Genomic DNA, 14,088 nt, shown 5'->3' on the forward strand with positions numbered 1-14,088 from the left:
CGGAAGCCGACTCCCCCGTACTCCCGCAGCCGCGGTATCAACCCCGCCCGCAACAAAGACGACTTGCCGCTCCCCGACGCGCCGACGACCGCCGCACAACGGTAGGGCGCCGACCTCGTGACCCGCGAGCGAATAAGCGGGCCACTACGAGTCAGCCGACCCGCCACCGCTCAGCGGAACAACTACCCCTGAGCGGACCCCTACCGCTCAGCGAGCCGCTACCACTTCCCGGGCGCGTAGTCCTTCAGGAAGACGCCGTACACGTCCTCGCCGTGCTCGCCGCGGACGACCGGGTCGTACACCCGGGCCGCGCCGTCGATCAGGTCGAGCGGGGCGTGGAAGCCCTCCTCGGCGAGGCGCAGCTTGTCGTAGTGGGGGCGCTCGTCGGTGATCCAGCCGGTGTCGACCGAGGTCATCAGGATGCCGTCGCTCTGGAACATCTCCTGGCCGCTGGTCCGGGTCACCATGTTCATCGCGGCCTTGGCGGCGTTGGTGTTCGGGTGGCCCGCGCCCTTGTAGCCGCGGCCGAAGACGCCTTCCATCGCCGAGACGTTGACGATGTACGCGCGTCCGCTGGTCGCCTGGCGGGCGGCGCCGGCCATGACCGGGCGGAGCTTGCTGATCAGGATGAACGGCGCGGTGTAGTTGCAGAGTTGGGTCTCAAGCAGCTCCACCGGGGAGATCTGCTCGATGGTCTGCACCCAGGTGTTGGTGTCGACGACGTCCGGGACCAGACCACCCGCGTCGATGGCCGTGCCGTCGAGGTGCCGGGCGACGCTGGCGTTGCCGGCGACCAGCGCGAGGTCGGCGACCTGCTGCGCGTCGAGGTTGCTGATGCCGACCGGCAGGGCCGCGAGACCGTCCACCGCACCGGAGTTGAAAGCGCCGATGACGTGGTGGGCGGGGAGTTCCCCGGCGGGCAGCGGGGCGCTCTCGCCGTCGACGAGGGCGGCGTAGGCGGAGGGCAGCCGACGTACGGTCTGGGTCGCGTTGTTGATGAGGATGTCGAGCGGGCCCGCCTCGGCGACCTGGTCGGCGAGGGCGACGACCTGTGCGGGGTCGCGCAGGTCGACGCCGACGACCTCCAGGCGGTGCAGCCACTCCGCCGAGTCGTCCATGGCCTTGAAGCGGCGGATGGCGTCCTTGGGGAAGCGCGTGGTGATCGTCGTGTGGGCGCCGTCGCGCAGCAGCCGCAGCGCGATGTACATGCCGATCTTGGCGCGGCCGCCGGTGAGCAGGGCGCGCTTGCCGGTGAGGTCGGCGCGGGCGTCCCGCTTGGTGCGGTTCAGGCGGGCACAGTCGGGACAGAGCTGGTGGTAGAAGTAGTCGACTTCCACGTACCGGGTCTTGCAGGTGTAGCAGGAGCGGGGCCGCTGGAGGATGCCGGCGAGCTGTCCCTCGTCGGTGCCCGAGGACGGCAGCAGGCCCTCGGTCTCGTCGTCGATGCGCTGGGCGGAGCCGGTCGCGGTGGCCTCGGTGACCGCCTTGTCGTGCGCCGTCTTCGCGGCCCGGCGCTCCTGGCGGCGGCGCTGCTTGACCGTGCGGTAGACGCCGGCGGTGGCCCGGCGTACCGCGATCGCGTCCGGGTGGTCGACCTCCAGCTTGTCGAGTTCCTCCAGCACGCTCAGGCAGACGGCGAGCCGCTCCGGGTCGATACCGGGCCCGAACACGACCTCTTCCCCGGTCGTGGGGCCTTCCTCTGTCACCGTCATCGCGCTGCCGCTTCCCTGCTGTCCCGCGTGGCGCTCCGATCGCACCCACTGTCGAACGGCGAATTTTACGGAGCGCCGGCCCGGTCCACCAAACCCGGCGGGGTCAGGAGCCGCAGGCAGTGATGAGCGTCTCCACCTCCGCGGTCAGCGCGGCGGCGAACCGGTCGAGATCGGGGACGGCCTCGGCGTCGGCGACGAGCCCGTAGTGCACATGTCCGCGGTACGTCGAGACGGCCACCGCGAGCGCCTGGCCGCGGGCCAGCGGGGCGAGCGGGAAGACCTCGGTGACCGGGTTGCCGCCGAGCTTCAGGCCGATGCTCGGCAGCGGCACGCTGGTGACCAGGATGTCGAACCAGAGCCGGGCGGCCTGGCTGACCAGCGGCCCGCCGAGCCGGTGCGCGAGCGGCGGCACGTGGTCGGCGAGCAGGGCGACGGCGCCCGCGCCGCGGTTGGGCCCCGCGTCCTTGTTGCGGTCCATGGCACCGCGGACGTTGCCGAGCCGGCTCAGCGGATCGGGGTCGTCGACCGGGAGCCGTATCAGGTAGCCGGAGAGGCGGTTGCCCTGCGGCTGGGCGGTGCGCGGACGGCGTTTGGAGACGGGGATCAGGGCGCGCGGTGCCACGCCCTCGCTGCCGTCGCCGCGTTCGTCGAGCCAGCGGCGCAGGGCGCCCGCGACGACCGCGATCAGTACGTCGTTGACGGTGCCGCCCTCGGACTTGCGGATGCGGTGCACGTCGTCGAGGTCGATGACGACCCCGGCGGTGCGGCGGGTGCCGGTGGGCTCGGCGGTGAGCGCGGTCGAGGACTGCGTGGCGAGCGTGGACACGGCCACCGAGGCGCCGATGTCGAGGGCCCGACCGACATCGGAGAGGGCACCCCGGACCAGTCCGGGCAGCTTGCGCACGTCGGGCAGCAGACCGGGCCTGGGCTCCTCGCGGCGCGGCCGGGGCGTGGGCAGGTCCATCGGGTCCAGAACGGCGGCGGCGAGCGCCAGCGCGCGCAGCCCGTCGGCGAGGGCGTGATGGAACTTGAACAGGACGGCGAAGGAGACCCCGTCCTCCCCCGGCAGCACATGCGCCTCCCAGGGCGGCCGGTCCCGCTCCAGCGGACGCTCCATGAGTCGGCCCGCGACCTCGTGAAAGTCGGTGGTGGGGGCGTGCAGCCGGATGTGGTGGAGCGGGTCGAAGTCGGGGTCCGCCTCTCGGGCGGCGCTCCCGAAGCGCAGGGACAGCGGCTGCCACACGTCCCGGATGCGCATCCGCAGCCCGGGGACGCCTGCCGCACGGGCGGCCAGCAGGTCGGCGGCGTGGGCGCCCGCAGTGGGTGAGTGGGCGGAGAAGACGCCGAGCGCGCCCAGGTGCATCGGGTTCCGGTCGGACTCGATGTTCCAGAACGCCAGGTCGAGTGGAGCGAGCAGGTCGGAAGTCAAAGGCTTGCCTCGCGTCGACTAGGGGTGAGCAAGCAGTCAAGCGCCGACCATCGATTACGGTCAAGTACGATCACGCTACGCACAGTTAACGGCAGGTTACGTGTCGGTCCGATCCCGCCCCTCCTGGGAGGGGCGGGACGCAGGAGACGCCTGTGATCACTTCAGTGCAGGTGGCGCCGCCTTCGGTGATGTTCCCCACTCAGACGGCTGCGGGCCGACCGTGAAGGCCAGCGACCGCAGGGAGCGCAGATCGCCGGTCGTGAGATACGTCCGGTCGTACGCCTTCCCGTCCGCCCGGGCCGACTGGACGTACCGGTCGGTGGCCGAGGTGCCGGACGCGGTGACGGTCAGGGCGCCGCGCGGGTAGTAGTGCCGGTCCAGGGTCAGGTCGACCCGTTCGAAGACCGGCGTGGACAGGCCCCAGGTGTCGTAGCCGGGCTGGACCGGGAAGATCCCGATCGACGACAGCACGTTCCACGCGGACATCGTGCCGAGGTCGTCGTTGCCGGTCATGCCGGTCGGACCGTCCGTGAACAGGGTCAGCGCCGCATGGACGACGTCGGTCGTCTTCCACGGCTGTCCGGTGGACAGGTAGGTGTACGGGGCGATCAGGTCGGGCTCGTTCTGCGGGTTGTACTTGTCCGCGTTGTAGTAGTCGTACGGCCCGTTGACCCACACCTCGCGCGCGGTCTTCGCCGGGTCGGCCAGCAGCCGGTCGTAGGCGAAGAAGGAGTCGAGCCGGTCGTTGGCCGCCTGCTGCCCGCCGATCAGGTCGACCATGCCCGGCAGGTCCTGCGGCACCAGCCACTGGTACTGCCAGGACGTGCCCTCGTGGAAGCCCTCGCTCTTGGCCGGGTCCGCCGGTCCGACGAAGGCGCCGGAGGCGTCGCGGGCGCGGAAGAAGCCGGTCGAGGGGTCGAAGATGTTCCGGTAGCTCTGCGCGCGGGCGGCATACCGCGCGGCGTCGGCCGCATGCCCCAGGTCCCGGGCCATCTGCGCGAGCATCGCGTCCGACAGGGCGTACTCCAGGGTCGCCGAGGCCCCGTGGTCGTAGTCCGAGTCACCGGGCTTCACGTGCGGGCGGTCCTTGATGTACGGCGCGTAACCACCCGCGATGTACTCCGCGTTGGCCTCACGGCCCACGGCCGGCGAGTCGGCGGGCGGCACCCCGTCGGCGTTCTGCTTCAACGCCCGGTAGGCCCGCTCCTCGTACCCCTTGAGCAACCCCTGCTGATAGGCGTTGGTCAGGAAGGGCGTGACCGGGTCGCCGGTCATGATGTTCGTCTCGACCGTGCCGTAGCCCCACTTGGGCAGCCAGCCGCTCTCCTCGTCGATCTTGATCACCGAGATCGCCATGTCCCGTGCCTCGCGCGGCGCGAGCAGGGAGAGGAGTTGGGACTGGGTGCGGTAGGTGTCCCACAGGGACCAGTTCTGGTAGTACGTGAAGCCCTTCGCCCGGTGGATCTTCTGATCCCACCCGGTGTACCGGCCGTCGACGTCACTGCCGATGTTGGGCGCGAGGAAGGACCGGTACAGCGACGAGTAGAAGGTCCGCCGCAGACTGTCGGAACCGCCCTTCGCCCGTACGTCGTCCAGCCGGTCCTCCCAGGCCCGTTGGGCTCGGTGCCGGACCGCATCGAACGAACTCCCGCCCTCCGCACGGAGGTTGAGAGTCGCACCTTGCGCGTCGACGTACGACAGGGCCGTGGTCGCCTCGACGGTACGGTCCTTCGTCGTGTCGAAGCGGACGTACGCGCCACCGCTCCCGCTCTTCGAACCAGACGTCACCGTCGAGCCGTTCCAGGTGCCGTACGTGGTGAAGGGGCGGTCGAAGCGGGTGATCGTGTAGACGGTGTACGGCTTGGTGTCCTGGCAGAAGCCGCGGCCGGTGATGGCCGTGCGCACGGTCCGGTTGTCGAGGACCTCCACCTTCGAGGTGACCACGCTGTGCAGCGACTGGGCCGCGTTCAGCAGGACGTTGGCCTTGTCGGTGGCCGGGAAGGTGTAGCGCTGCACGCCGGTGCGCGCGGTCGCCGTCAGTTCGGCCTCGATGCCGGTTTTCAGGCCGACTTGGTAATAGCCGGGGCTCGCCTGCTCGTCGTCGTGGCTGAACTCGGCCGCGTACTGGGCGTAGTCCGTCTGCGTCACGTCACCGGTGGTCGGCAGCACGGGCAGATCGCCGCCGAGGCCGCAGCCGACGCCGGAGAGGTGGACCAGGGAGAAGCCTCGGATGTGGTTCTGGGAGTAGTCGTAGCCGGTGTTGTGGCCGGTGTCCGGCGAGAACTGCACCATGCCGAAGGGCACGGCCGCGCCGGGGTAGGTGTTGCCGTCGTTCTCGGTGCCGATGAACGGGTTGACCAGGTCGGTGAGTCGACTGTCGGGCGAGGCCTGGGCGGTGGCGGGGACGGCGAACAGCGCGGACGCTGCCACCGCCCCCGCCATGCCCAGACGCAGGCGCCGGGTCCATCTCATGCGGGAAGTCCTCCTGATGCGTGGGGGGTTCAGGGGGTCGGGCACCCTGCGGGAGTCGCTTGCGAAGCGTCGCGGATCAGGGCCTGCTGGGCGGCCTTCACCCGCTGCGTGTCAGGCTTGAGCACCCGTCGGTCGTACGTCAGCAGGCCGTTCAGCTCACCCTCGACGTCCGAGATCTGGGTGTAGACGGCGCCGTTGCTCCCCTTGCAGGCCAGGGCGTGCACCTCGGCGAGCTTGGTGAGGTAGCCGTCGGTGTAGGCCGCCGGGTCGACGTCGACGTACGACTGCTGGACCGACCAGGCGTGGCCGGGCACCGCGAGCCCCAGACCGCCGTACTCACCGCTCACGAGGGCCCGTTGACCGTCGGGATGGGGTGGCAGGGCGGGGCTGGGATAGCCGTGTTCGTCGATGATGTCGCCGGTGCCGCCGTCGGTTCCGAGGTTGATGCCGGACATGCTGTTGACGAGCCGGGTCGGGTCCCAGGCCTTGGCCTGGTCGGCGATCCGGGCCTCGTCGTACTGGCCCCAACCCTCGTTGAACGTCACCCACATGACGACCGACGGGCTGCTGATGTGCTCGTCGATCATCTGCTTCATCTCGCGCTCGTACTCGGCCCGGGCGGCGGTGGACGGGTTCACCCCGGCGGTCATCGCCGGCATGTCCTGCCACACCATGAGCCCCAGCCGGTCGGCCCAGTAGAACCAGCGGTCCGGCTCGACCTTGATGTGCTTGCGCACCGAGTTGAAGCCCAACTCCTTGTGCACCTTGAGGTCGTAGGCGAGGGCCTCGTCGGTCGGCGCGGTGTACAGGCCGTCGGGCCAGAAGCCCTGGTCGAGCGTGGCCATCATGAAGATCGGCTTGCCGTTGAGGACCGTGCGCGGGACGCCGTTCACCTTCTCGACGGCGATCGAGCGCATCCCGAAGTAGCTGCCGACACGGTCCTTGCCGACGGTGACCTTCAGGTCGTAGAGGAACGGGTCGTCGGGCGACCAGAGATGGGGATTCCTGATGCTCAGGGTCAGCGGCCCGCCCGTGCGACCACTGACGGTGGCGACCTTCCGCTTCCCGTCGTACGCCGTGGCCGTGATCGGTACGCCGTCCCGCACTCCCTGTGCCTCGACGGCGAGTTGGCTCTTGCCGACGTCCGGCGTGAGCTTGAGGGAGTCGACGTGGTCGGTGGCGACCGGCTCCATCCACACCGTCTGCCAGATGCCCGAGGTGGGTGTGTACCAGATGCCGCTCGGGTCCAGGCGCTGCTTGCCGATCGGCGGGTTCTCGCCGTCGGCCGCGTCGGTGGGGTCGTACACCCCGACGATCAGCTCCTGGGTGCGGCCGGGCTTCAGCGCGTCGGTGACGTCGGCGCTGAACTTGTCGTAGCCGCCCTGGTGTTCGGTGACCTTGACGCCGTTGACGTAGACCTCGCTGCGCCAGTCGACGGCGCCGAAGTTGAGCCGCAGCCGCTTGCCCGAACCGATCTTCCAGTCGGCCGGGACGGTGAAGGTGCGGCGGTACCACATGCGGTCCTCGTGCCGTTCGAGCCCGGAGAGCTGGGACTCGACGGGGTAGGGGACGAGGATGCGCTCGGCGAGGTTGCGACCCACCGGCGGCTGTTCACCGGCCGCGGCCGCGGCGAACTGCCAACGCCCGTTGAGATTGCGCCAGTCGGTGCGGGTCAGCTGCGGACGCGGGTACTCGGGGAGGGCGTTGTCGGGGCCCACCTGGTCGGCCCACTTGGTGCGCAGCTCGTACGTGGAGTGGTTGGGGCCGCTGCTCCAGAACCCATTGGTAACGTTGCCATCGGCTCGGTTCAGGCCGCCGTTTCCGTCGTAGCGGACGTCGGCGATGCCGGGTGCGGTGCCGGTCTTGTTGCCGACGACGGGTTCGTCGAGCGCGATGAGCAGGGACTTGGGGTCGGCCGGGTCCAACGTGGCTGCGCCCAGAGGCCACTTGGCGCCGCCGATGACCGCTTCGATGTGGTCGGTGAGGCCGGCCGGGGGTGCGGCGAGGGGCTGGGCGAAGTCGAGCTTGAGGGTGCGGCCGGTGCCGGTGACGGTGGTCGCGATGGCGCCGTCGTAGTCGAATCCGTCGGGCAGGCGGAACGCCGACTGCGGGATCGCCTCCTTGGTGCCGCCGGGCTGGGTCCAGCGCAGGTGGAGGTTGGAGCCGCCGTAGTGCTCGAAGTACTCGACCTTGATGTCGTAGGACTGTCCCGCGGTCAACTCGACCGGGGCGGCGGTCTGTTCGCGGTCCCAGTCGTCGACCCAGTGGTCGATGAGGAGCTGTCCGCCGACCCACAGGCGGAAGCCGTTGTCGCCGATGATCGAGAAGGTGTGGGCGCCGGTCTTCTCCGGGACGATCTTTCCGGTCCAGCGGACGCTGACGTCGTCCGAGCGGCCGGTGGTGAAGGCGAGGCGGGGTTCGAGGTTGGCGAAGTCGAGATTCGGGTCGAAGCCGGTGGCTTTGAGCTGGTCGAAGTCGAAGGCTCCTGGGGCGGATTGGGTGTAGTACTCGCCCTTCAGACCGTGGACTTCCGGGGGCTCGGCGGCGGCGGTCGCGGCCGGGACCGCGACGAGTCCGGCGAGGCCGAGAGCCACGGCGAGGAGTAACGCGAGTCGGTTTCTGAGCCGGGTGATGCGCATGCAACCTCCATGACAACGTTGGCATGGCAAACAGTTGGCATGACAACACGGATTCCGCTGCCCGTCCAGGGACATGACAACAGGGGCCGGTCGGGTCGGCTCAGAGACGGGCTCGGTGATCGTGCAGACGGTGGCGCAGTCGTCGGATCTCTGGCACGTGATCGCCGGGTGTGGCCTCCAGTTCGCGGAGCCAGACGGTGACTTCGTCGACCATTTCCTGATCCTCGACCACCTCCAGCAGCCGCTGGATCAGCGCCTCGGTGTCGGCACCGGATTCCAGCAGCAGTGCCCGCAGAAGGGTGAAGAGGCGGACGACGTCCTCGTCCTCACCGTCCGTGCCGTCGAGCAGCGCCCGCCAGTCCTCCCGGTGGGCGGCCAGCCCGTGCTCGCGGCTGTCGAGGAGCACCCATTGCAGTCGGGTCATCGCGTCCGCGTCCTCCCCTGCCAGGACCTGCCGGAGGTCGACGCGTGCTTCCGCCGGCCGCCCGGCGGACTGGTGGGCCATGGCCCGTTGCTGCCGGGCCCAGTCGTCGGCGGGGTCGATCTCCAATGCCCGGGTGAAGTCGGCGACCGCCTGGTCCAGTCGGCCCGAGAGCCGGTGCGTCTCGCCGCGGTTGAAGAAGGCTCTTGGGTACCCGGGGTCGAGTTCGGTCAGCCGGTCGAAGTCGGCGTGGGCATGGTCGTAGTGACCTCTTTGGCGGTGCGTCCAGCCCCGCTGGCTGAGGTACCAGGTGTTGTCGGGGTCGAGGGCGAGCGCCCGGTCGAAGTCGGCGATGGCCTCGGCCGGCCGTCCCGCCTGCCGGTGCACCGCACCACGCCAGGCGAAGGCCTCGTCGAATTCCGGTGCGAGCTCCACCGCTCGGCTCAGATCCGCGATCGCCTCGTCGAGACGTTCCGCCAGCCGGTGGGTTCTTCCGCGCTGGGCGTAGTCCCACGGGTCGCCCGGATCGAGTTCGATGGAGCGGGTGAAGTCGGCCATGGCCTCGTCCAGGCGTCCGGCCAGCTGGTGAACGTAGCCACGCTCCCCGACGGGCCACCCGTCCTCCGGCTTCAGCTCCACGGCCCGGTTCAGATCGGCCAGCGCCTCCTCCAGACGCTCCGCCCGCCGGTGCACCACGCCCCGCTGGGTCAGGGCCCACCCGTACTCGGGATCCAGCTCCAGGGCCCTGTTCAGGTCCGCTATGGCCTCGTCCAGACGTCCCGCCTCCTCATGCACCGCACCTCGCTGGGAGACGATCCAGGAGTCCTCCGGGTTCAGCTCGACGGCCCGGTTCAGATCGGCCAGCGCCTCCTCCAGGCGCTTCGCCAGCCGGTGCACCACGCCGCGCTTAGCGAGGGCCCACCCGTACTCGGGATCCAGCTCGATGGCCCGGTCCAGGTCTGCCAGGGCCTCCGCCGGACGCCCGGAGTCGCTGTGCAGCACACCGCGTGTCGCCAGTGCCCAGTCGTCCTGAGGATCGAGCTCCAGCGCCCTGTTCAGATCGGTCAGCGCCTCCTCCAGACGGTCCGCCTGCCGGTGCGCCCCACCGCGGTGGGCGATGGCCCACGCGTACTCAGGATCGAGCTCCACCGCGCGATCCAGGTCGGCGATGGCCTCCTCAAGACGCCCCGCCCGCCGATGGGCCTCGCCACGCAGGGCGAGCGCCAGATCGTCGTCGGGGTCCAGTTCCAGGGCCCGGTTCGTGTCGGCGAGCGCCCGCGCCGGGTTGCCTGCGACGAGATGGGCCAGCCCGCGCTGCCCCAGGGCCCATTGGTGACGGGGGTTGGCCTCCAGGGCGCGGTCGAGGTCGGCGATCGCCTCGTCGACGAGTCCCCGCTGCAACTGGGCCGCCCCGCGCAACGCGTATGCCCGTGCCGTCCCCGGTTCGAGTTCCAGCGAGCGCGTGAGGTCGGCCACCGCTTCGTCGTAGTGATCGATCCAGCGGTGTGCGGCGCCGCGTTCCAGGTAGGCCGCCGCCAGGGAAGGATCGATGTCGATCGCCCGGCCGAGCTCGGTGATCGCCTCCTGTTCGCGGTCCCCGTGGTAGAGGTGACGGCCGCGGTACAGGTGGGCGCTCGCGACGGCGCCGGCGCTCAGGTCCGGAGCCGTCGACAGCGCGGCCAGTGCCTCGACAAGACCCTGCTCGCCCGCCGCCGCGGCGCTCACGCGTCGCCCCCAGTCGGTGACCGCGGCCGCGTCGCTGTCGACACCGGCCCTGGTCAGCATGTCGGCCCAGCGGCGCAGGGTGGGCAGATCCTGGCCGGCCGCGCGGATCGTCTCTTCCAGGGCGGCGGCGAGGTGCGCCGAGTGGGCGCACAGACGGTGGTAGGTCTCGTTGAGGCGGTGGCCCCGCCAAGTGCCGTCCGCCCAGCGCTTGTCGGCCGCCAGATCCGCCTCGTGAGCGGTACGCCAACCCGCGAAGGCGTCCGCGAGACGGGTGTGGTTGTCGATCCAGTCCTGGGGCGATCGCGCCCGCTGGTGGCGGAGCATGCTGGTGCGTACGACGTCGTGGTACTGCCGGTGCCCGTCGCGGCCGGCGACGAACGGCTGGGTGCACAGCCACGAGAACAGCGCGGCGTCGGCCGGAGGGACCGCGGCGCGGAACACGTCCTCGTTGAACTGCAGCGGCAGCGCGCAGTCGAGGACGGCGTCCCGCTGCACGGTGTCGTGGATCCAGTACAGGAAGCGGGCGACGGCGATGTCGACGGGCTCCCCGATGGCTTCGTGCGCGGCCGGATTGGAGGGGCGGGTCCTGGCGAGCACGTCCAGGAGGAGGGGCAGGCCCAGAGCCGTGTCCAGGATGGACGCCACCTCTGTCTCGTCCGTCACTCCGCGTGCCGTCAGCAGACCTCTGGCCTCGCGCTCGGTGAAGACCTCCAGCGGCACCTCCGTGACATGGGTGCGGAAGCGGGCCCACTCGCGCTCGTCCAGCGGCCCGCGGCCGGCCAGGACGAAGACGATGTTGCTGGGCAGCCGTCCGAACCTGTCCAGCAGGAGGTCACGCACCCACTCCTCCAGGAACAGGCCCGCCTGCTCCCAGGTGTCGAAGAACAGCACGAGGAACGGATGCCGCCCGGCGAGCCGGACCAGCTCCTTCACGAAGGCGGAACTCAGCCGTGCGACCGGGTCGGCAGCGCCCTCGTCGCTCCCCCGGCCGCGCAGCCGGTGGTCGCGGGCCGCGGCGCGCATCCGGTCGATGCCCCGGGCGGCCATTTCGGGGCTGGTCATCCCGGTCAGCACGGAGGCGCCCGGCACCAGCGAGGTCGCACCCATCAGTGCCTGGGCCGCCACCTGACTGGCGGGTGAAGGGGTCTCTCCGTCCGGGGCGAGAGCCCGCCGATCGGCCTCCTGGAGCTTGTCGAGGCGTGCCGCCTCCGCGTCGAAGTCCTTCAGTCGTCCCGCCTGCGGTGCGAACTCGCCGCCGACGGCCTTCATCGCCTCCACGACCCCGCGCACCTCGAACGCGTCGACCACCGCGGTCAGCGCGCCGTGCGAGCGTGCCGTCTCCTGCCAGTTGAGCACCAGCGTGGACTTGCCCACACCGCCGACGCCGTGCACGTGGAAGAGCCAGTGGAAGTCGCCCATGGCGGGATCGCGCGAGAGGTTGTCCGCGAACGTGGCACGTTCCGCGTGCCGGCCGACGAACACCTCCTGCTCCTGCGACCGGATCAACTCTCCCCGCGAGGGCCGCTGTTCGTCCCACTGCGACCGCCGTGTGTTCCCCCGTGCCATCGTCCCCCTCCCCGCAGTCAGGAGGCTACGACACCTGCTGCCCCTTGCCCAGGGCGATCACTCCACCCTTGGAGACGGTTCGGATCGGCGAGCGCCTCCTCGTACCGTCCTGCTCACCGAGGGGAACGTCCGCGTTCGGCGAAGTCCCATGGGTCCTGGGGGTCGAGCTCGATGGCGCGGGTGAAGTCGGCGACGGATTCGTCGATGCGCCCGGCCAACCGGTGGACGTAGCCGCGCTCGCCGACCGCCCAGTAACTCTCCGGATCCAGCTGCACCGCCCGGTTCAGATCGGCCAGCGCCTCGTCCAGACGCCCCGCCTCCCGGTGCAGCACACCACGCTGCGCCCAGGCCCACCCGAACTCCGGGTCGAGCTCCAACGCCCGGTCCAGATCGGCCAGCGCGTCCTCCGGACGGCCCACCTCCGAGTAGGTCACACCACGCTCGGCGATGGTCCATGCGTCCTCCGGGGCGAGCTCCAACGCCCGCTCCAGTTCGACCAGCGCGTCCTCCGGACGACCCGCCTGCCGGTACTCCGCGCCGCGCTGAGCGAAGGCCCACTCGTCATCCGGAGCCAGTTCCACCATCCGGTCCAGATCGGCCAGCGTCTCCTGCGCATGCTCCGCCTCGATGTGCACGAGAGCACGCTCGCGGAGGGTCCACACATCGTCCGTGTTCAGGCCCACAGCGCGGTCGAGGTCGGCCAGCGCGTCCTCCAGCCGACCCGCCTCGCGATGCACCACACCCCGCTGGGCGACGGCCCAGGCGTTGTTCAGGTCCAGCGCCACTGCGAGGTCCAGATCGGCCAGCGCCGCCTCCGGACGCCCCGCCTCCTGGTGCACCCGAGCACGCTGAACAAGGACCCAGGTGTAATCCGGATCGATCTCCAGCGCCTTGTTCAGATCGGCCAGCGCTTCCTCCGGACGACCCGCCTCCGCATGCACCGCACCACGCTCGGCGATGATCCAATCATCCTCCGGACTCAGCTCCGACGCCCTGTTCAGATCGGCCAGTGCCTCTTCCAGGAGGCCCGCCTGCCGGTGCACCGCACCGCGCCGGATGAGAGCCCACAGGTGGCGCGGGTCCAGCTCCAGCGCCCGGTTCAGATCGGCCAGCGCCGCCTCCGTGCGCCCCTCGTCACCGTGCAGTACGCCACGTGCGGCGAGCGCCCAGTCGTCCTTGGGATCCAGCTCCAGGGCCCGGTCCAGGTCCGCGAGCGCCTGAGCTGCACGCCCCGCCTGTCGGTGAATCGCACCGCGACGGCCGAGGGCCCACCCGTACCCCGGATCCAGCTCCACCGCCCGGCTCAGATCCGCGATCGCCTCGTCCAGACGTCCTGTCCGCTCATGGACCATCGCGCGTACGGCCAACGCCACTTCGTACGCCGGATCCAGCTCCAGGGCCCGGTCGAGGTCGGCGAGCGCGGGCCCGGGGTGGCCCTCGATGAGATGCGCCAGGCCTCGTTGGCACAGGGCCCAGTCGATGTCGGGGTCGAGTGCCAGGGCACGGTCGAAGTGGAGGATCGCGTCGTCGGGGAAACCCCGCCACAACTCGGCGACTCCGGACATCGCGTGCGCCCGCACCAGCCGGGGATCCAGATCGAGCGCATCGGTCAGGTCGTACAGCGAGTACGGGGTGAAATCGAGCCAGTGGTTGACGACGCCCCGTTCCTGGAGGGCCACGGCCATGGTCGGATCGAGGGCGACCGCATGGTCGAGGTCCTCGCATGCCTCGTGCAGACGGTCCGCGTGGTGCAGATACCGGCCCCGGTACAGGTGGGCACTCGCGCGGGCGGCGGTGCTCAGGTCGGGGGCCGTCAGCAGGGCGGTCAGCCCGTCGAGGACGCCTTGCCCACCGGCCGCCGCCGAGGTCAGGCGCCGCCCCCAGCCGGTGACGGCGGACGCGTCGCTGTCGATGCCGGCCCTGGTGAGCAGGTCGGCCCAGCGGCGCAGGGTGGACAGATCGTGGCCGGCCGCGTGGATCGCCTCTTCGAGTGCGGCCGTGAGCTGTTGTGCGGGATGGGCACACAGGCGGTGATAGGTCTCGTTGAGGCGGTGGCCGCGCCAAGTGCCGTCCGCCCAGCGCTTGTCGGCCGCCAGATCCGCCTCGTGAGCGGTACGCCGGCCC

General features: G+C 70.6%; 7 protein-coding genes. All 7 read right to left on the bottom strand.

All coding sequences use genetic code 11. The annotated features are described in order from the left end of the window. The coding region (locus ACWDR3_RS44110; protein WP_450358343.1) for an nSTAND1 domain-containing NTPase at nucleotides 1–167 on the bottom strand (167 nt) is incomplete at its 3' end. 51 nt (nucleotides 168–218) lie between these two features. After that, nucleotides 219–1,712 carry an SDR family NAD(P)-dependent oxidoreductase gene (locus ACWDR3_RS44115; RefSeq protein WP_450358337.1) on the bottom strand — a complete coding sequence of 498 codons (1,494 nt, stop codon included), beginning with the start codon at nucleotides 1,710–1,712 and terminating at the stop codon, nucleotides 219–221. 103 nt (nucleotides 1,713–1,815) lie between these two features. Beyond that, nucleotides 1,816–3,141, bottom strand: coding sequence for a wax ester/triacylglycerol synthase family O-acyltransferase (locus tag ACWDR3_RS44120; RefSeq protein ID WP_450358338.1), 1,326 nt, complete (start codon nucleotides 3,139–3,141; stop codon nucleotides 1,816–1,818). Nucleotides 3,142–3,297: 156 nt separating this feature from the next. Further along, on the bottom strand, nucleotides 3,298–5,613 hold the full coding sequence (locus ACWDR3_RS44125) for a GH92 family glycosyl hydrolase (protein WP_450358339.1): 2,316 nt from the start codon (nucleotides 5,611–5,613) through the stop codon (nucleotides 3,298–3,300). Nucleotides 5,614–5,642: 29 nt separating this feature from the next. Then, nucleotides 5,643–8,252 carry a PA14 domain-containing protein gene (locus tag ACWDR3_RS44130; protein ID WP_450358340.1) on the bottom strand — a complete coding sequence of 870 codons (2,610 nt, stop codon included), beginning with the start codon at nucleotides 8,250–8,252 and terminating at the stop codon, nucleotides 5,643–5,645. A 100-nt stretch (nucleotides 8,253–8,352) separates the two neighbouring features. Then, nucleotides 8,353–11,964, bottom strand: a complete 3,612-nt coding sequence (locus tag ACWDR3_RS44135; RefSeq protein ID WP_450358341.1) for a tetratricopeptide repeat protein — start codon at nucleotides 11,962–11,964, stop codon at nucleotides 8,353–8,355. A gap of 113 nt (nucleotides 11,965–12,077) precedes the next feature. After that, nucleotides 12,078–14,088, bottom strand: a 2,011-nt coding sequence (locus ACWDR3_RS44140; RefSeq protein WP_450358342.1) for a tetratricopeptide repeat protein, incomplete at its 5' end; no start/stop codon positions are given.

Source organism: Streptomyces sp. NPDC001002, assembly GCF_053599215.1.

What these genes read in the sequence shown, in the direction of transcription:
- ACWDR3_RS44115 (WP_450358337.1), bottom strand. Translation starts at nt 1,712, where the DNA reads ATGACGGTGACAGAGGAAGGCCCCACGACCGGGGAAGAGGTCGTGTTC.
- ACWDR3_RS44125 (WP_450358339.1), bottom strand. Translation starts at nt 5,613, where the DNA reads ATGAGATGGACCCGGCGCCTGCGTCTGGGCATGGCGGGGGCGGTGGCA.
- ACWDR3_RS44130 (WP_450358340.1), bottom strand. Translation starts at nt 8,252, where the DNA reads ATGCGCATCACCCGGCTCAGAAACCGACTCGCGTTACTCCTCGCCGTG.
- ACWDR3_RS44135 (WP_450358341.1), bottom strand. Translation starts at nt 11,964, where the DNA reads ATGGCACGGGGGAACACACGGCGGTCGCAGTGGGACGAACAGCGGCCC.